The following is a 19060-nucleotide window of genomic DNA, read 5'->3' as shown; positions in this document are numbered from 1 at the left end:
TCATGCCCTCCCGTTCGAGGTCAGTGCCCGGTGGATCGATTCGGCCGCGTCCCGGCCCTGTGCGACGGCGGAGACGGTGAGGTCGTCGCCGCCATAGATACAGTCGCCGCCCGCCCAGACATTGGCCAGCGAGGTGCGGCCTTCGGGATCGACCTTGATGCGGCCGGCCTCCAACGCAAGCAAGGCCCCGCTGCCGTTGAGCGCCGAGGGAATAAAGCTCTGGCCGATCGCCTTGAACACCTGGTCAGCGGTAAGCGTCAGGCGCTCGCCGGTGTCAACGAGCTTGTCGCCATCCATCGCCGTGTATTCGAGCTCGATGCCCGACACCTTGCCGCCTTCGGCAATGACCCGCTTCGGCTGCAGCCAGTGACGGATGGTAACGCCGTTGGCGGCGGCCAGATCCTGCTCGAATTCGGAGGCGTTCATGTGCTCCTGGCCGCGCCGGTAGCAGATCGTCACCTCTTCGGCGCCGAGCAGTTTGGATTGCACCGCCGCGTCGATAGCCGTCATGCCGCCGCCGATGACGACGACACGCCGGCCGACTGGCAGGGTGGCAAGGTCGCTCGCCTGGCGAAGCTCCGCAATGAACTCCACGGCATTGGTGACGCCTTGCGCCTCCTCGCCATCGGCACGCAGCGCATTGACGCCGCCAAGCCCCATGCCGAGAAACACCGCGTCGTAATTCCTGGTCAGGTCCGACAGCTGATAGTCACGACCTAGCGCCTTGCCGTTCTGGATGTCGATGCCGCCGATCGACGTGACATAATCGACCTCGGCCTGGGCGAAATTATCGATGCTCTTATAGGCGGCGATGCCGTATTCATTGAGGCCGCCGGCCTTCGGGCGGGCTTCAAGGATGGTCACCTCATGACCATGACGGGCGAGCCGATGGGCGGCGGCAAGGCCGGCCGGACCGGCGCCGACCACGGCGACCGTCTTGCCGGTCGGGGCCGCGCGCGCATAGAATTGCTTGTCCTGCGCCATCGCGACATCGGTGGCATAACGTTGCAGGCGGCCGATCTGCACCGGCTTGCCTTCGGCCACTTCGCGCACGCAGACTTCTTCGCACAGCGTCTCGGTCGGGCAGACGCGGGCGCACATGCCGCCCAGAATGTTCTGGTCGAAAATCGTCTTGGCCGAGCCGATCGGATTGCCAGTCGAGATCTGGCGGATGAACAGCGGGATGTCGATCGAGGTCGGGCATGCGTTCATGCATGGCGCGTCATAGCAGAAATAGCAGCGGTCAGACTCGACCAGCGCCTCGTGATGATCGAGCGGCGGATGCAGGTCGGAAAAATTATCCGCATATTGTTCAGGCGAAAGCCGTCCGCCGGCAATGCCCTGCTTGAAATGACCAGTCGCCATTCCGGTTCCCCATTCTTGTGGTTTTGAGGAAGGCTAACACGTTTTGTTTTTTTATCAATTGGTCAATTTTCGATGCAAGCCGCTGAAAAGGCTGGATAAAAACATGATAGATATAATCATGTTTTCTGGTTGGCGATTTGGTCGATCTCGTCAATGAACGCGATCCGCAGAATTGGCTCCCAAGTGGCGACAAGCTGTTCTAAGCGTTCACTGGGTGATAGGCGCTCTAACATCGTGCGCAACGTTGGAGAAGGCGGTGAATATTGTTCAGGAGGCGGTTCGAAGGTGGGAGCCTGTGGAAGATCTACCGCTGGCTGCCTGTCAGGTGTGGCGTCTGCAATCCGACAGTTACTTTGAACTGGCCGTCGAAGGTGACTTCTTCGTCGGAGCGTCCGAACGAACCCTCAGGATCAACTTCCATAGAGTGCTAGCCCTTTCGGCTCATGACGACATGCTGGGACTGGCTCATATTAGCGCCAGCAGCTCGATCCCGTTGATTGGCTCTGGCAGCCAAGCGTCTTATAGATGGCCCCTCCTCCAAGTGGAGAACTCGCACTGGTTGCGATCAATACCCGGACCGACAGCCGACTGTTCGCATTTCCTATTGCTCAGTCTTGAATGCACGGTTGAGGTGATTGCTCGTGAAGCCATAGCTGCTTGGATCTGACCACTACGCTACTGGTGAACATATCGGTGATTTTGCCCGTCGATGTCACGTAGGATCTGTCCCGACGTGAACGTCGTGGCTCAGGGTCCGGATAGAAGGCCGACATCAAGGACACGGCCATGGATCGACCTGATCTCGTTCGCGACCAGCTCCTGCAGCCGCCACAGATTGCGGTCACGAATGCCGAACGCTTCGAGGTGACTGACGGTGTTGTAGAGATATTCCGCGCCCGACCCGACATGCCCGCACGCCCTGGCCAGCACCTGAGCTACCCGTTCCAGCGGCTGGTTGAGCGAGGTGCCTCTGCCGGTCACGCCAACCCAGAAGCCTAACGCCCGCAGTGATCCTTGAGCAGTGCGCACCGGAAGCCATCTGACCGAGGCAACACTCTCGTGATCGTCGATTTCGCGCCGCAGCAGCCTTTCGATCTGGGCCGGTTTTTCGCCGTCGGGCAAGCGGTAGATTACCCCGTTGCACCGCCCGCCCCGCTCCAGCGCCATCATCAAGCCCGGCTGCTCGGCACTGCCGCGCCAACGGACCATGTCGAGGCAGAAGGATCGATGCCAGCCGAAAGCGGTGGCGCGTTGTTGTTCGACCGACTCGAAAGCCGGCTTCCAGATCAGCGAGCCATAGGCGAACACCCACAACGGGCCCGCATCGGCTTCGTCCGACAGCCGCAAGGCAAGGTCCTGGAAATCCTCGTCGGTCAGTTGCGTCCAGCTGCCATCGGGACCGGGATCGGCCTCCTCCCGATGGCATAACGCGACGAGCTCCGGCGTAAGCGACATCAGGCGCATGGATCGACACCCCTCGTTGACTGAAGGAAAGGCGAAAAACGCGAAGTACGCAAGACTTGAACGGCGGTGCCTTGCCGCGGGCGATTCTTGGCCCAGATGTCGGATTTCCGTCGCCAAGATCGTCCTAGGATGGATCAAACCACAATCCAAAACTGGAAACCGCCCACGACTGGAAACATAAGGAGCACGACAATGCCAAAGTCTCCGATGCCCTTCTTCTGGTACGAGTTGATGACCACCGATCTCGACGCCGCCGAGGCCTTCTATACCGACGTAGTCGGCTGGACGGCCCAGCCCTTCGACGCCGGGCCGGGCATGCCGCGTTATATCGTCATGAATGTCGGCGAGCGCGGCGTCGCCGGTCTGATGACGCTGCCGGAGGACGCCGCCAAGATGGGCATGCCGCCGGCCTGGCTCGGTTATATCCACACCAGAGATGTCGACGCCTCGACGCAATCGTTGAAGAATGCCGGCGGCACGGTTCACCGCGAACCCGACGACATTCCGAGCGTCGGCCGCTTCGCCGTCGTCGCCGATCCGCAAGGCGCGACCTTCATGTTGATGCAGCCGACCGGCCCCGATCAGCCGACGGTGCCGGCCACCACACCGGGCCATATCGGCTGGCACGAACTCTACACGTCGGACTGGAACGCAGCGTTCGAGTTCTATTCCGAGCAGTTCGGCTGGGAGAAGGGCGATGCGATGGATATGGGGCCGATGGGCATCTACCAGACCTTTTCCGCCGGCCCAGAATCCGGCGGCGGCATGATGAACAAGCCGGAGCAGATGCCAGTGCCGGTCTGGATGTTCTACTTCAACGTCCCGGCCATCGATGCCGCGGCCAAGCGCATCACCGACAATGGCGGCAAGATCCTGATGGGTCCCATGGAGGTGCCGACCGGCCAATGGATTGTGCAGGGCCAGGACCCGCAAGGCGCGCATTTCGCACTGCTTGCGCCCGTACGGTAGGCGTCCTGAACAACCGAGTGCTGCCGCTGGATCATTCCGGCGTCAGCACCGCAACTTTGAGACCGGCCTTTTTGGCGCCGCTGAGTTGGACCGTCGCGGCACCCGCCGCAAGCTTGAAGCGCACGCTTTTGCGAATGCCCGGACAGGTTTTCACGCCGCTGAAAGCCGCCAACTTCACGGCTTTTCCGTCCTGAATGACATCAATCCAGGCCTCATCGGACAGGCTGATCTGGAGCTCTCCCTCCGGAGGCACGGCCACGCTTGCCGTCGCGCCGAACGTACCGGCTGCCGGCGCGCGTTCCGGCGGAACGGTGAAGCTGATCGTGTCGACCGGCGCCAACGCCACATCTGCAGCCTCGCCAACCGAAAGGTCAGTGCCGGACTGCGCGGCGGGCGCCGCCGCAAACAGGGCCTCCTCGCGCGTCACCGGCCATTTGAAAGCAGCACAGCCGGCGTCGTCAGCCATAGCGACGCTGGTGCCTGCAAGGATAGCGAATAGGCTAACAACGACTTTTCTCATGGCAAACGGAACCCACATGGTTGGAGTGACTTGATACCAATACAACTATAGCGATTTTTACACAACCCTGGCGAGAAAAATATTAAGGGAAGAGGAACATTTCCAATCACCGATTGTTGACGGCAGACCATGAGAAATGAATCGTCCATTGCCGGGCGATAATTTATGGCCGGGTAGAGTGCAAAAATGGAGTTTTTGATGAAGTTTTTTGACGGTCTCGCCAAGTATCAGCGGCAGGCCCTGGCGGTGCTTCGCATCATGACGGCACTTCAGTTCATGGAGCACGGCACACAAAAGCTGTTTAATTTTCCCGTCAGCGATCAAGCCGGTGCCCTGAGCGGGCTGTCGCTGACCGCGGGCATCCTGGAATTCGCCGGCGGCATCCTGCTGGTACTGGGGCTGTTCACCAGGCCAGTCGCATTCCTTCTCAGCGGTCAGATGGCGATCGCCTATTTCATGGCGCACATGCCAAGCGGCTTTTTTCCGGTCAACAATGGCGGCGATGCGGCGATCTCCTTCTGTTTCATCTTCCTCTATCTGGTGTTCGCCGGCCCCGGCGCTTTTGCGCTGGACAATCGCCGCAGCGCTTGAGGCGTCAACAGCGGCGCCTTCACCCCCGCATCCGCTCGAGATTCGCGTCGAACAGCGGCGACGGCTGCACGCGCGCGGCATAGCGCCTGCCCAAGAGCTCAATCTCGAAGCCGTCGACTTCGTCGGCGATCTCCTTCGGCACATAGCCCATGGCCACGGATGTCTTCGAATGATGCGCGTAGCCGCCTGACGTGACCCAGCCGCGTACGGCGCCGTCGAACCAGATCGGCTCGTCGCCGATGACGTCGGCGTCTGCCGCATCGACGACAAAGGCGCGCAGCCTGAGCTTGCCGCCTCGTTTGCGCTCGGCGAGCGCTGCCTCTTTGCCGATGAAGTCGGCCTCCTTGCCATAGGCGACGAAACGGTCGAGCCCGGCCTCCAGCGGCCCGTAGATCGGCCGGTATTCGCGCGCCCACGAGCCGTAATTTTTCTCCAGCCGAAGCGCGTTGAGCGCGCGCGAGCCGAACAGGCCGATGCCGAATTCTTCGCCCGCCGCCATCAGGGTCTGGTACGCAGCACGCTGGTATTCCGGCGCCACCCAGATCTCGTAACCGACATCGCCGGTGTAGCTGACGCGGCCGACAAGGCACGGCGCCATGCCGATATCCATCTTGCGGATGGCCATGAACGGAAACGCCGCATTCGACACATCCGCCTGCGTAACCCTAGCCAGCACGTCCCGCGCCTTGGGTCCAGCGATCGACAGGCCCGTCAGCTTCGCCGCCAGCGCCTCGACACGAACCGAACCGTCCTTCGGCAGATGCCCCTCAAACCAACGCATGTGATACTGCTCGGCAATGCCGGAGCCGGCGAGAAACCAGCCGTCCCCGCTGGAATTGGGACTGCCGAGATTGGCCAGCGAGAAATCGCCGATCAGCCTGCCGTCTTGCTTCAGCATCGGCGCCAGCGTCATGCGGCCGGGCTTTGGCAGCTTGCAGGCAAGCAGGCGGTCGAGCCAAACCGCCGCCCCCTCGCCGGTCACCCTGTATTTGGCGAAGCTCGAAATCTCCGACAGGCCGACGCGTGTCCGCACCGTCTTCACCTCTTTTGCGACATGCTCGAAATCGCTTGAGCGCCGCCACGAGAACTCGTCCCTGACGCCCTCCGGCGCATACCACAGCGGCACTTCCAGCCCATAGGCCACGCCCCATTGCGCCCCCCTGGCCGACAAAAGGTCATAGACCGGCGTAGTCTTGAGCGGCCGCCCGGCAGGCAGTTCCTCGTTGGGAAAGCGGATGGAAAAACGCCGCGAATAATTCTCGCGCACCTTGGCGTTGGTGTAGGCCATCGTCGCCCAGTCGCCGTAGCGCGAGACATCCATCGCCCAGATGTCGGCGCCGGGATCGCCCTCGATCATCCAGTTCGACAGTGCGAGGCCGACGCCGCCGCCCTGCGAAAAGCCGGCCATGACGCCGCAGGCGACCCAGAAGCCCGGCAGGCCGCGCACCGGCCCGACCAGCGGGTTGCCGTCCGGCGCGAAGGTGAAAGGACCGTTGATGATCTGCTTGATGCCGGTGTTCTGGAAGGCCGGGAAATGCCTGAAACCGACTTCCAACGATGGCGCGATGCGGTCGATGTCGGGCTCCAGCAGTTCGTGGCCGAAATTCCACGGCGTGGAAAATTCGGACCATGGCTTGTTGGCCTTCTCATAGGTGCCCATAAGCATGCCGCCGCGCTCCTGGCGCAGATACAGCTCGCCGTCGAAATCGACCGCGTGGATGATCTCCGTGCCGGTCTTCTGGTTCCAGGCGGCAACCTCCGGCATGTCCTCGGTGATCAGGTACATGTGCTCCATGGCCAGCACCGGCAGTTCCAGCCCGACCATGCGGCCGACCTCGCGCGCCCACAACCCGCCGGCGTTGACGACATGCTCTGCCACCACCTCGCCCTTGTTGGTGATGACGCGCCACAGCCCGTCGGCTCGGCGCACGATGTCCTCGACCTTGGTGAAGCGCTCGACCTCGGCGCCAAGCTTCCTCGCCGCCTTGGCATAGGCGTGGGTGACCCCCGATGGATCGAGATGGCCGTCCTCCTTGTTGCGGACGGCACCGACGAACTGCTTCGGGTCGAGCAGCGGCATCAGCTCGGCCGCCTCGTCAGGCGAAATCTCCTCGAGGTCGATGCCGAGATAGCGGCCCTTGGCAACGACGCCGCGCAGCCAGTCGAGCCGCGCCTCGGTCGCCGCCAAAAGCACGCCACCGGTCAGGTGGACGCCGGTCGCCTGGCCGGACAGTTCCTCGATCTCCTTGTAGAGCGAGATCGTGTATTTCTGCAGCTTGGCGACGTTGGGATCGCCATTGATCGTGTGCATGCCGCCGGCCGCATGCCAGGTCGAACCGGAAGTCAGCTCGTCGCGCTCCAGAAGGACGATGTCGGTCCAGCCATGACGGGCCAGATGGAACAGCACGGAACAGCCGACGACGCCTCCGCCAATGACCACGACCTTTGCATGCGACTTCATGGGTTTTCTCGTTATTTCAGGGAGTTGGAGGGGTAAAATGAATCGGGATGGGAGGAAAACGGATCGCTGACCGTCACGGCTCGCCCGCCCCGATCGCTTCCTTGCGCTTTGCCACATAGGCTTCCAGCGCCTCGCGCACGGCAATATCCATCGCCGGCTCGACATAATCTTCCAGTGCTTTCTTCCACAGTCGCGTCGCTCGCGCCGTGGCATCGAGCCCGCCACCCTCCTGCCACGCCTCGTAGTTCTGCCAATTGGACAGCATCGGCTGGTAGAAGGCGGTGGCATAGCGCTCCAGCGTGTGCGGCTCGCCGAAGAAATGGCCGCCGGTCGGCACCGCACCCAGCGCCTCGACGGCGAGCTCGGCCTCGTTGACTTCGATCGGGCGCAAAAACTCCATCATGTGCTGGATCATCTCGACGTCGATGATGAACTTCTCGAACGATGCGGTCAGCCCGCCTTCCTGCCAGCCGGCAGCGTGGTAGACGAGATTGCCATGGCCGAGCACCGCGCCCCACAGTGCCATCAGGGTCTCATAGGCGCCTTGCGCGTCGGCGGCGTTGGAGGCCGAACCCGGCGTCGTCCGGTAGGGCAGTCCATAGCGCCGCGCCAGCTGCCCGGAGGCGATGTTGGCCTTGGTGTTCTCCGGCGTGCCGAAGGCCGGCGCACCGGACTTCATGTCGACATTGGAGGTGAAAGCGCCATACATGACCGGAGCGCCAGGGCGGACAAGCTGCGTCAAGACCACGCCGAACAGCGCCTCGGAGTTCTGTTGGGCGAGCGCGCCGGCAAGCGTCACCGGGCTCATCGCCCCCATCAGCGTGAACGGCGTCACCGCGACCGACTGGCCGAACTCGGCCATGGTCATCAGGCCTTCGGCCATCATCTCGTCAAAACGGCGCGGCGAGTTGACCGAGATGATGGTGGTGATGCCGGGATCGTCGCGCATCTCATCAAGCGTCAGTCCGCGCGCGATTGCCATCATCTCGATACCATCGAGCGCCCTGCCCCGGCCGATCGCCGAGACGTGAAAACTTTTGTCGGTCAGCGTCAGATTGGCGAAATAGGTGTCGAGATGGCGGGAATTCGCCGGCAGTTCGACCGGTGCGCAGACCTGGTTGCCGAGCATGTGGATGCAGTTGAAATGCTGCGCCAGCCGCGTGAGATCACGGTAGTCGCGCAGGTTTCCGGCGCGGCGGCCGCGCTCCATGTCGTGCACATTGGGCGGCCCGGCGACCAGGGTGAAATTGATGGTGTTGCCGCCGAGATGGACAACATGGGCTGGATTGCGCGGGGTCAGCGTATAGTTCGATCGCGTCGTCTTCAGCGCTTCCTCGACCATGCCGCGGTCGATGCGAACATTCGCCGACGCATGATCGACCGCAGCACCCGCCTTGTCGAACAGCGACAGCGCCCGCGGGCTCATCACCTCGATGCCAAAATTCTCCAGAATGTGCATCGACGCCTGGTGGATCGCCTCTATCTGGTCTGCCGAGAGCATCGCCATCGGCGGATAGGGGTTGGTCACACGGCGCAGCGGCAGTTGCGGAATGGCGGCCGGTCCCCTGTTGCTGGTTCGCTCGGCGCCGCGCTTGCGTCTCGGTTCGGTCATGCGGCGCATCAAAGCGCCGGCACGATGATCGGGCTGTCAGAAATCCGCCACCTGCGGGCGTGATTTTAGCCAAGGCGGCACGCTGGCATTTTCTATCAGACAAAAGCGACAGGAAAGGTCGGAATATTGATCACCGCTCGCGCCGCCGTCGAGCTACTGCGCCACGAGATGCGCCGCATCATGGCTGTCAAGGCAAGCCACGGCCGGCGCACCTCTCGCTTGAGGCTTAGGGTGGCTTTCCGGACTGTGTGGAACTATCCGTAGGCCACGTGGAAAGCGCTTGCTCAGTAACAGCCTGTAGCATTTCGCGGCTAAAGCCGGCTTTGGCCTGTACCGCCATGCCGTGAGAGACCGCCATCACGAATGCCGCCAGGGCATCAGGTTTGGCCGTCTCCGGCAAGTCGCCCTCGGCCCTGGCCCGTTCGAAGCGTTCACGAAGCTGCGCCTCACCAGCCGCGCGGGCATCTATCAACACTTGTCGTACAGGTTCCGCTTCATCCGATCCCGCCAGCACCCCGTTGATACCGAGACACCCCGTATGGCTGGGGTAACGTGTATGGAGGTCGGCGGCACTGTACAGGATATGCGCAGCAACTTGCCGCGATGTCGGTAGCTGAAGCGCCTCAGGGATGAAGTCCATGTATCGCTCGTAGTAGCGATCCAGGGCTCGGCGGAAGAGCGCTTCCTTGTTGCCAAAGGCAGAATAGAGGGCTGGCCTCTCTACGCCGGCGGCCTCGGTCAGGTCAGCGTAGGAGGCACCCTCGTAGCCCTTTCGCCAGAAGACGCATAGCGCCGCGTCGAGCGCTTTCTCCACGTCAAATTCGCGATGGCGCCCCATCAGCCCAATTCGGTCTTTTTCATAATGGTCATTATTAAACCACTTGACAGCCCTTGTCTATATTTCATACCAATCGTTATCGTAATGTTCATTACGTAATCATGGCATTGTCGCTCGCCAAGGTAAGGCGGCGCTCCAATGGCGTACAGAAAGGATTCTCATGTCGAACATATTGCAGGGCAAGGTCGCCCTCGTGACCGGCGGCTCGCGCGGGCTTGGCGCCGCTACGGCCGAGGCACTTGCCGACCAGGGCGCGGACGTTGCGATCACCTACGTCGCGTCGGCCAAAAAGGCCGAAGCCGTGGTCGAGAAGCTGAAGGCGAAGGGCGTCAGGGCCCTCGCGTTCCAGAGCGATCAGGCCGACCTTTCAACCGCCAAGCCTCTGATCGAGTCGGTGATTGCCGAATTCGGCAAGCTCGACATCCTCGTAAACAATGCCGGTATCGCGATCCAGGGTCAGCTCGTAGACGATCCCAAGCTCGATGGAGACAAGTACAATCGCCAGTGGCAGGTCAACGTTATGGGCACGATCGCCATCACGCGCGCGGCGGCGCCCAAACTGATCGACGGTGGTCGGATCATTTTCATCGGCTCTCTCCTCGGCTCATACGTGCCGTTCCCGGGTGTCGCCGACTATGCCGGAACAAAGTGGGCGCTCGCCGGATACGCAAAGGGCATCGCGCGCGACCTTGGCCCCCGCAATATTACCGTGAACGTCGTACAGCCGGGGATCATGCCCACGGACATGGCCTCGGACGTTGCCGGTGAGCTTCCGGACCGTGAAGCCATCCTGGACATGCATCCGATCCGTCGCATTGCGACCCTCGAAGAAGTGGCGGAAACCGTCTGCTTTCTCGCCGGACCTTCTGCGGGCTACATCAACGGTGAGACCGTAAATATAGCCGGTGGTCTCGGAATCTGAACGCCGAAGGTCAGGCCGAAGGATCAAAACTCTTGAGCGCGCAATTGAAGGAAAGGATCACTGAGAAGTTTCGCGCAAACTCGGCCGCCGACGAGGTGCTTTCCAGCGTTGATCTCTTGGGAAAGCGATTTCTCGTCACGGGGCGGCCGACAAGCGATTAAGGAACGCAGCAAGATTCCCTTTATGTTTTCGGCCTAATCCTGTTCCGATGGGTAGGTCGAGTTTTAGTAAAATCGTAGCTGTTAGCGTGCTGCTCGTGCTGTCGGCCTGCGCGACGCCGCCCAACCATATCAACGATGTCTGCGCGGTGTTCGACCAGAATGACGGCTGGTTCGACAACTGGCAGGCGGCGGCCGAGCGCGTCGAACAAAAGTACGGCGTGCCGGTTCCCGTGCTGATGGCGACGGTGCGAAAGGAATCCGGCTTCAAGAGCAATGCCAAGCCGCCGCGCACCAAGCTTCTCGGCTTCATTCCCTGGAAACGTGTCTCCAGCGCCACCGGCTTCTCGCAGGCACTCGACGGCACCTGGGCGCAATACCAGAGCGAGACGGGCAGCTGGGCGGCGCGCCGCACCAAGTTTGCCGATGCCGTCGATTTCGTCGGCTGGTATCATTCCAAGACATCAGACACACTCGGCGTCGCCCGCAACGATACCTACAACCTCTATCTGGCCTATTATCTCGGCTGGACGGCCTATGGCCGCGGCAACCACGGCGACGCCGGCGTGCAGCGCTACGCGCGGGCCACTGAGCAGATGGCTCGCGACTACGCCACGCAGCTAAGGCAGTGCCGCAACTGAATCCGCCGAAGCTTCTTGCAGCCAGATGAGGTCTCTGGGCGTCGTTGATGCGCTGTTGAACTCGGATCGAGAAACAATTCATTCGGCCGGGATAAGGTGAAGAACCGACTTTCCTCCCTTTACCGCCGCCGTGGACAATTTTCGATCAAAGGTCGCCAACCTGCCGTCACGCGCTTTGGCAAGCGCCAGCAGGTAGCTATCTGTGACTTGCGCCGAGGTCAGGATCTTGCCGGCATCGATATCGGCTGAGCCGACCAGACTGATATCATCAGGCCAGAACCGATGTCCGGCAAGTGCGTGCAATTTGCGGACGATCTGCGCAACGACTGCGGGTGAGCCGGGAGAATTGGGATATTTGGGGTTACTCACGATCCTGATGACACCATTCTCCGTGATAGGACTCGTGGCCCATGAGGAGTGTCCGCTGGATTCGAACCATCTATGAGCGTCATCATGCGCAACATGACCGGGATCGATCAGCGCAATCAAGACATTGACGTCCAGCAGAAACGTCACAGCAGTTCGTCACGAAGCGTATTGACCGTTTCGAGATCAACCATTTGGCTGCCGGGCCGGGACGAAAGCAACGGGATGCCATTGCGCTCGTCGCCAGCCTGAGGCCGACGCAGCGAACGGCGAACAAGGTCTGAAATGACCTCGCCAACACTGCGATCCTGCTGCCGCGCCATGGCTTTGGCGGCAAGCAGGACATCGTCGTCGATCGCAAGTGTCGTTCTCACAATGCACCTCCTTCTGCGCATCAAACATCACGCATCAGTTAGGGTAACCAACAGAAATACTCAAGGGGCGTGGCATGCCCTTGGCATAACGGGACGCGTCGGAGGCAATGCGCCAACTGCGGCGTTGCCTCGATGTTCGTCAGCTTGGTCTCTTGCCGCGTGGACGCTTGGGCGGGGTGCCGGCAAAGCCCGGACCGACGCCCTGCGGCGCGTCGTCCGGCACCCCCTCATGGGCGGCATGCTCCTTGTCGAACTTGATCACCGGCTCCATTTTCGCCAGCACGTCGTCGGCAAGCCAGCACAGGCTCATATGGCCGTCACCGAGATTCTTCACCGGCGGCACCTGCGTCTCGCAAAGATTGTCCGGCACCAGTTTCTTGTAGCCGCAGCGCGTCTGGAACGGACAGCCGGTTGGCGGGTTCATCGCCGACGGAATGTCGCCTTCCAGCACGATGTGCTTCTTGATCACTGACGTATCGGCAATCGGGATCGCCGACAGCAGCGCCTCGGTATAGGGATGATAGGGCGGCGAAAAGATCTGGTCGGTCGTGCCCTGCTCGACGATATAGCCGAGATACATGACGACGACGCGGTCGGCGATGTAGCGCACCACCGACAAGTCATGGCTGATGAACAGCATCGTCGTCTTGTTCTTGCGCTGGATGTCCATCAACAGTTCGGTCACCGCCGCCTGCACCGACACGTCGAGCGCCGAGACCGGCTCGTCGGCCACCACCACCTTGGCGTTGCCGGCAAAGGCCCTGGCCACGCCGATGCGCTGCTTCTGGCCGCCGGAAAGCTGGCGCGGCTTGCGGGTCTCGAACGCCCGCGGCAGCTTCACCAGGTCGAGAAGCTCCAGCATGCGCTTGCGGCGATCGGCAACTGTGTTGCCGATATTGAACTTTTCCAGCGTGCGGATGATCTGCGAGCCGACCGAGTGGCTGGGATTGAGCGTGTCGAACGGATTTTGGAACACCATCTGGATCGACGACACCGTATCGACGCTGCGCTTCTCGATGCTGGTCGAACCGATCTGTTGATTTCCAAGTGTCACGTTGCCGGAGCTCGCGGTCTCCAACCCGAGCAGCACCTTGGCCAGCGTCGACTTCCCGCAACCGGACTCGCCGACGATGGCGACGGTTTCGGATTCGCGCGCCATGAACGAGATCGTCTCGTTGGCCTTGACGACGCGGCCTTCGCTCGATCCGAACACCTCGCTGCCGCCGACCTTATAGTATTTCCTGAGGTCCTCGATCTTGAGCACCGGCGCGCCGGGCTCGACGCGCTCGTTGACCTTCTTGGCGCCGGGCGGCAGCGCCTCCCAATCAATCTCGTTGAAGCGCACGCAGCGCGAAAAATGACCTTCATGGCCTTCGACCGCGATCATCGGAATTTCGGCGGCGTTGCAGACGCCCTCGACGAAATGGTGGCAGCGCGGGCCGAAATTGCAGCCCTTCGGCCGCTCATGCGGCAGCGGCAATTGCCCCGGAATGGAGATCAGAGGCCGCGAATTTTTGTCGGCGCCGGGCAACGGGATCGAGCGGAACAAGCCTTGCGTATAGGGGTGGCGCATCCGGTCGAAGACGTCCTTGATCTTGCCGGTTTCCACCGCTTCGCCCGAATACATCACCGTGATGCGGTCGCAGGTTTCCAGGATCAGGCCGAGATTGTGCGACACGAAGATCATCGAGGTGCCGAACTTCTCGCCGAGCCCCTTGACCAGGTCGACGATGCCAGCCTCCACCGTCACGTCGAGCGCCGTCGTCGGCTCGTCGAGCAGGAGCAGCGCCGGCTTCGACAGCAGCGCCATGGCGATGACGATGCGCTGTTGCTGGCCGCCGGAAAGCTGGTGCGGAAAGGAGCGCATCATCCGCTCTGGATCGGGCAGCCTGACCGAGCGCACCATTTCGAGCGCGCGTTTATAGGCCTCTTCCTTCGACACTTTGTCGTGGATCAGCGGCACTTCCATCAGTTGCTGGCCGACCTTCATCGCCGGGTTCAGGCTGGCCATCGGCTCCTGGTAGATCATCGCGATCTTGTTGCCGCGGATGGCGCGCAGCTCCTCGTCGGACAGTTCGCCCATGTCCTTGCCCTGGAACTTTATCCGGCCGCCGACGATCTTTCCGATATTGGAGAGATCGCGCATGATGCCGAGCGACACGGTCGACTTGCCGCAGCCGGATTCGCCGACGATGCCCATCGCTTCGCCAGGCATGACCGTGCAGGAAAAGTCCATGACCGCCGGTATCTCGCCCTTGCGGGTGAAGAAGGAGATCGACAGGTTCTCGATCTCGATGATCGGTTCGGTGGTTGGCCCAGGGGTCGGCTTGCCGGGATTTCGAACTGCCTCATTCATGGGTCGCTCCAATCCTTGTCTTTTCATATCGGGTCGAGAACCCGTCCATCAATCTTTCATCGATTGTTCACGCAGCGAGTCGGCCAGGAGATTAAGGCCCAGGACGAATGACATCAGCGCGATCGTTGGCGGCAGCGCTGGATGGATGAAGGAACGCAGCAGCCGGCTGGCGTCCTTGATCGCGGTGCCCCAGTCCGGGCTCTCGGGCGCCAGTCCCAAGCCGAAATAGCCGAGCGTGCCGAGCAGGATCGTGGTGTAGCCGATGCGCAGGCAGGCATCGACGATCAGCGGCCCGCGTGCATTGGGAAGTATCTCCCACAGCATGATGTACCAAGGCGATTCACCGCGCGTCTGCGCCGCCGCCACATAATCGCGCGTCTTGATGTCCATGGTGAGGCCGCGCACGATGCGGAACACGCCCGGGCTGGAGGCGAACACCACTGCCACGAAGATATTGAGCTGGTTGGGATCGATATGGATGATCCTGAACGGGTCGGCATCGAAGACGAGGCCGGCATAGACCCAGCCGCCAATGATCAGCGTCAATCCCAAGAGGATGTAGAGACGGTCGGGTCGTTTTTTGTAGCGCGTCCAGAACAGCACGCTGAAAAAGATGATCGGGAACAGGAAAAACAGGCCGGCCATCGCATAGGGGATCGGTGTCTCCATGATGCCCGGCGTCACCAGCAGGTAAAACAGGAGGATAACCGGGAAGGCGAGCACCAGATTGGCGAGGAAGGACAGCACCGTATCGATCCTGCCGCCATAATAGCCGGCAGGCAGGCCGAGCGTGATGCCGACCATCAGCGCGAAACCGGTCGCCGCCGGCGCGATGATCAGCACGATCTGGCTGCCATAGATCATGCGGCTGAATACGTCGCGGGCAAGCTTGTCGCCGCCGAACAGGTAGACAAGTCCAGATTGCGGCTCGATCGCGCCGGGCAGCGCGTCCTTCATGATCGGGATCTGGGCAAGCGGATTGAAGGGCGAGATGGTCGACGCGAAGATCGCCGTGAACATCCAGAACAGACAGATGCCGACGCCGACGATGCCGACGCTGCTGTCGAAAAGCTGACCATAGAGGCCAAGCCTCTTCTTGTAGGCGAAGCTCGCCCCCATCACCAGGACGAGAGCGATCCAGACCGGCCAGAAACGGGCAAGCACGCCAAGCACCACGTTGAAGGCGCCGATATATTCAAGCTGCATCCGCCCGATCCCCTATTGAACTCTGATACGCGGATTGAGAAACGCGTAGCCGACATCGGAAATGAGCTGCGTGATCAGGACGATGAACACCGAGACCAGGGAGCAGCCGAGCAAAAGATCGATGTCGTTGTTGCCGGCCGCCTCGACCAGCGTGTAGCCGAAGCCCTGATAGCGGAACATCACCTCGACGATGACGACGCCGGTGAGCAGCCAGGGGAATTGCAGCATGATGACGGTGAACGGCGCAATCAGCGCGTTGCGCAGCGCATGCTTGACCACCACGCTTCCGAAGGAGAGGCCCTTCAACCGGGCGGTGCGGATATATTGCTGCGTCATCACCTCGACCATCGAGGCGCGGGTCATGCGGGCGATGTAGCCGATGCCGTAGATCGCCAGCGTCATGACAGGCAGCGTGAAGTTGTAGAAGGTGATACCCCGGCTGGCCGAGGCCGCCGAACCGTTGAGCCAGCCGAGCCATGATGCGAAAATGACCGTGAAGATGACGCCCGACACATATTCGGGCGTCGCCGTCGAGGCAATCGAGGCGACGGACAATGTCCGGTCGGTTCGAGAGCCCTCGCGCATGCCGGCGAGGATGCCGATCAGAAGCGAGATCGGCACCATCACCACAAGCACCCAGAACATCAGGATTCCTGTGGCGGCGAGCGCCGGGAAAAGCTTCGATGCGACCGTCGTCTTGAACTTGGTCGAGCAGCCGAAGTCGCCTTGCAGCACGCCGGAGAACGTCGGCTCGACAGGATCATTGCAGAAAGAAAAACGTCGCGCCGGCTCGCCCGTTGCCGGATCTGTGACCGGCTGTTTGGGCACGATACCCAGCCATTGGCCATAACGGGAGAAGAAATTCTGGCGGTAGCCATGGTTGACCAGCCAGCTTTCGAGCTGCTCGGCCGAGGTGTGCATTTCGGTCTGGCTGATCGCCAGCTTTTTCAGATTGGGATCGAGATTGATCAGGAAGAACACGACCATCGTCAGGCACAGCATCGTCAATGCCATGGTACCGAGGCGTCGAATGATGAAAGAAAGCATGGCGGTCCCCTGCCGGTCTGGTTGGGGTTGGGGTCAGCTTGGAACCAGCTCAGCCGCTGGCGGCAAAGCTGGCTGTCAAACGGACCTCAGAATGCGATCAACCCTGTCTTATCGCACACCCCAATCCGAAGTGTTCGCGCCTTGTTTGCTGCGCCGACTTTCGGTTGTGGAATCATGCGTGGAGTGGGTGGAAGGGGCGAACCGCCCCTTCCACGATCGATCGGATCAGGCCTCGTCGAGCCAGATCTTGCCGTAATCGCGCTCGTATGTCGGATGCATGGCATAGTTCTTAACGGCAGCCACCGAGTGGCTGTAGAGCTTGCGCCAATACGGCTGGATGATGATACCGGAATCCTGCAGGATCTGCTCGATGTCCTTCATCATCTCCTTGCGCTTGGCCGCGTCAGCGACCGAAAGCGCCGCGTTGAGCTTGGCGTCCCATTCGGGATTCGACCAGGCGCTTTCGTTCCAGGCTTCGCCGGTACGATAGCCGATCGCCAGAACCTGGACGCCGAGCGGCCGCATGTTCCAGTTGGTCATCGACAGCGGATACTTAGTCCAGTCGTTCCAGAACGTCGAACCCGGCAGCACCGTGCGCTTCACCTTGATGCCGGCGTCGCGCATCTGCGCGGCGATCGCATCACCGGTGTTCTTGTGCCAGTCCTCGTCGACCGTGATCAGCTCGTGCTCGAAATCGGCCTGACCGGCTTCTTCCATCAGCGCCTTCGCCTTGGCCGGGTCGCGTGCAACCTTTGCCAACTCATAGTATTCCGGATGGATCGGGGCAACATGGTGGTTTTCGGCGACAGTACCGGCATTGCCGTTGCCGAGCTGGAGCACGACAGCGTTGTCGACCGCAAGCTGCAGCGCATTGCGAACCTTCTGGTCATCGTAAGGCTTGTTGGCCACATTGGTGCGGCAGACGATCGTCGCTGCGGTGACCACCTCGTACTTGATCAGGTCGACACCGTCGAGGATCGACACGTAGTCGGCCGACGTCTCGAAATTGGTATGGACCTCTCCTGATTCGAAGGCGCTGACCGTGGCCGCGGGATCGGTGCCGTAGTCGATGAACTCGATGCCGTCGAGGAACACCTCGCCGTCCCACCACTTGTTGTCTTCGCGGCGCTTGTAGACGACTTTCTGGCCAACATCGTAGGAGACGAGTTCAAACGGACCAGTGCCGATCGGGCAGGCTTTGAAATCGCCGCCCTTTTCGTCGAAGGTCTTGTGAACGATGAGGCCGGGATAGTCGCACATGTTGGGAATGAGCGCGATATCAGGCGTGTCGAGCTTCAGCTTCACGGTCAAATCGTCGACCTTGGTCACCGCGCTTTCGTCCAGCTTGTCCTCCTTGACAAGCGAACCGAGTCGGCCGGGCATGGAATTGCCCTCGGCCTTCTTGTCGGCCCAGCGACGAATGTTGAAGATCACGTCCTCGGCGGTGAACGGATCGCCGTTCGACCACGTCACGTCCTTGCGCACATGCAGCGTGTACTCGGTGGCATCGTCGTTGACGTCCCAGCTTTCGAGCAGGTAGGGACGGAACGTGTATTCGGTTGTGTATTTGACCAACGGCTCGAGCGCCTGGCGCTCGGCATTGGCGATTTCCGACCAGTCGGCCTTGCGCGGATCCTTCGGATCCTTGATCCACATCGCGACTTTCAGTATGCCGCCTTTCTTGGCCTCCGCGTCCTGCGCTCTCGCCGGCGTCGGATCGGCAAGTCCGATCATGCCATAGGCCATTGCCGTGGACGCGCCGAAAACGCTGGCCAAAGCGAGAAACTCACGGCGATCGACACGTCCGGCCCTGGCTTCTTCGGCCATTGCATGGATGTGATCCGGAACGCGATCGCCATTACTCCTAAAGATTGTCATCACGAACTCCCATTGTTGGCTTTCTGCCTTTTACCATTCCGCATCCGGGCCATGATGTCAAAAACAGCACGAATTGGGAACATCCCAAAGAATGTGCAACTTTGGAAGGGAAGCGGTTCGCGTGATAACGACAGTCTTGGCGCAAAATTGCTACTGCCCGGCAGATTTCGTTCGAATCTCCGGCATCGATTAAACTGAGACATTCGCCGCGGCGCCAAGCCTCACTCGGCGCGGTAATCTTGGACACATCCTTTCGAAACCGATCCGGTGTTCTGGGTCATGCGCCAGGGCT

At 61.1% G+C, this 19060-nt stretch carries 16 protein-coding genes; 4 read left to right on the top strand and 12 right to left on the bottom strand.

All coding sequences use genetic code 11. The features are described 5' to 3' along the window. Complete coding sequence (locus tag AC0L26_RS18050) at nucleotides 1–1365, bottom strand: NAD(P)-dependent oxidoreductase (protein ID WP_473633766.1); 1365 nt, start codon at nucleotides 1363–1365, stop codon at nucleotides 1–3. 747 nt (nucleotides 1366–2112) lie between these two features. Continuing rightward, on the bottom strand, nucleotides 2113–2829 hold the full coding sequence (locus AC0L26_RS18045) for a gamma-glutamylcyclotransferase (RefSeq protein WP_473633765.1): 717 nt from the start codon (nucleotides 2827–2829) through the stop codon (nucleotides 2113–2115). 192 nt (nucleotides 2830–3021) lie between these two features. Between AC0L26_RS18045 and AC0L26_RS18040 the strand changes: the two genes are divergently transcribed. Beyond that, nucleotides 3022–3798 (top strand): VOC family protein, encoded by a 777-nt coding sequence (locus tag AC0L26_RS18040; protein ID WP_473633764.1) that lies wholly within the window; start codon nucleotides 3022–3024, stop codon nucleotides 3796–3798. 31 nt (nucleotides 3799–3829) lie between these two features. On the opposite strand, the gene AC0L26_RS18035 is transcribed toward AC0L26_RS18040, so the two are convergent. Further along, nucleotides 3830–4336 (bottom strand): hypothetical protein, encoded by a 507-nt coding sequence (locus tag AC0L26_RS18035; RefSeq protein ID WP_473633763.1) that lies wholly within the window; start codon nucleotides 4334–4336, stop codon nucleotides 3830–3832. A gap of 180 nt (nucleotides 4337–4516) precedes the next feature. Between AC0L26_RS18035 and AC0L26_RS18030 the strand changes: the two genes are divergently transcribed. Next, nucleotides 4517–4909 (top strand): DoxX family protein, encoded by a 393-nt coding sequence (locus AC0L26_RS18030; protein ID WP_352936880.1) that lies wholly within the window; start codon nucleotides 4517–4519, stop codon nucleotides 4907–4909. 19 nt (nucleotides 4910–4928) lie between these two features. Here AC0L26_RS18030 and AC0L26_RS18025 read toward each other — a convergent pair whose 3' ends face one another. From AC0L26_RS18025 to AC0L26_RS18015, 3 genes are all read right to left on the bottom strand, one after another. Further along, entirely contained in the window at nucleotides 4929–7370 is a 2442-nt protein-coding gene (locus tag AC0L26_RS18025; RefSeq protein ID WP_473633762.1) for a GcvT family protein, read from the bottom strand. A 73-nt stretch (nucleotides 7371–7443) separates the two neighbouring features. Next, the gene (locus AC0L26_RS18020) at nucleotides 7444–8982 is read right to left on the bottom strand and encodes a trimethylamine methyltransferase family protein (protein WP_473633761.1); all 1539 of its coding nucleotides are present in this window, start codon (nucleotides 8980–8982) and stop codon (nucleotides 7444–7446) included. Between the two features lie 226 nt (nucleotides 8983–9208). Next, the gene (locus AC0L26_RS18015) at nucleotides 9209–9820 is read right to left on the bottom strand and encodes a TetR/AcrR family transcriptional regulator (RefSeq protein WP_473633760.1); all 612 of its coding nucleotides are present in this window, start codon (nucleotides 9818–9820) and stop codon (nucleotides 9209–9211) included. A 160-nt stretch (nucleotides 9821–9980) separates the two neighbouring features. Between AC0L26_RS18015 and AC0L26_RS18010 the strand changes: the two genes are divergently transcribed. Together AC0L26_RS18010 and AC0L26_RS18005 are read left to right on the top strand one after the other, a co-directional pair. Beyond that, nucleotides 9981–10742 (top strand): SDR family NAD(P)-dependent oxidoreductase, encoded by a 762-nt coding sequence (locus AC0L26_RS18010; RefSeq protein WP_473633759.1) that lies wholly within the window; start codon nucleotides 9981–9983, stop codon nucleotides 10740–10742. Between the two features lie 208 nt (nucleotides 10743–10950). Beyond that, nucleotides 10951–11541 carry a transglycosylase SLT domain-containing protein gene (locus tag AC0L26_RS18005; protein ID WP_473633758.1) on the top strand — a complete coding sequence of 197 codons (591 nt, stop codon included), beginning with the start codon at nucleotides 10951–10953 and terminating at the stop codon, nucleotides 11539–11541. 78 nt (nucleotides 11542–11619) lie between these two features. On the opposite strand, the gene AC0L26_RS18000 is transcribed toward AC0L26_RS18005, so the two are convergent. The 6 genes from AC0L26_RS18000 to AC0L26_RS17975 form a co-directional block, all read right to left on the bottom strand. Further along, on the bottom strand, nucleotides 11620–12057 hold the full coding sequence (locus AC0L26_RS18000) for a TA system VapC family ribonuclease toxin (RefSeq protein WP_473633757.1): 438 nt from the start codon (nucleotides 12055–12057) through the stop codon (nucleotides 11620–11622). After that, nucleotides 12054–12281, bottom strand: a complete 228-nt coding sequence (locus AC0L26_RS17995; protein ID WP_473633756.1) for a CopG family transcriptional regulator — start codon at nucleotides 12279–12281, stop codon at nucleotides 12054–12056. Before AC0L26_RS17995 ends, AC0L26_RS18000 begins: the two co-directional genes overlap by 4 nt. Before the next feature lie 139 nt (nucleotides 12282–12420). After that, on the bottom strand, nucleotides 12421–14637 hold the full coding sequence (locus AC0L26_RS17990; protein ID WP_473633755.1) for a dipeptide ABC transporter ATP-binding protein: 2217 nt from the start codon (nucleotides 14635–14637) through the stop codon (nucleotides 12421–12423). Nucleotides 14638–14685: 48 nt separating this feature from the next. Beyond that, on the bottom strand, nucleotides 14686–15843 hold the full coding sequence (locus tag AC0L26_RS17985) for an ABC transporter permease (protein ID WP_352936888.1): 1158 nt from the start codon (nucleotides 15841–15843) through the stop codon (nucleotides 14686–14688). A 12-nt stretch (nucleotides 15844–15855) separates the two neighbouring features. Further along, entirely contained in the window at nucleotides 15856–16890 is a 1035-nt protein-coding gene (locus AC0L26_RS17980; RefSeq protein WP_352936889.1) for an ABC transporter permease, read from the bottom strand. A 225-nt stretch (nucleotides 16891–17115) separates the two neighbouring features. After that, complete coding sequence (locus AC0L26_RS17975; RefSeq protein WP_473633754.1) at nucleotides 17116–18768, bottom strand: ABC transporter substrate-binding protein; 1653 nt, start codon at nucleotides 18766–18768, stop codon at nucleotides 17116–17118. Nucleotides 18769–19060 lie beyond the last annotated feature (292 nt).

The organism is Mesorhizobium sp. WSM4823, from assembly GCF_055811195.1.
The sequence above is the reverse complement of the archived record's forward strand: the minus strand, read 5'-3'. Positions and strand labels throughout refer to the sequence as shown.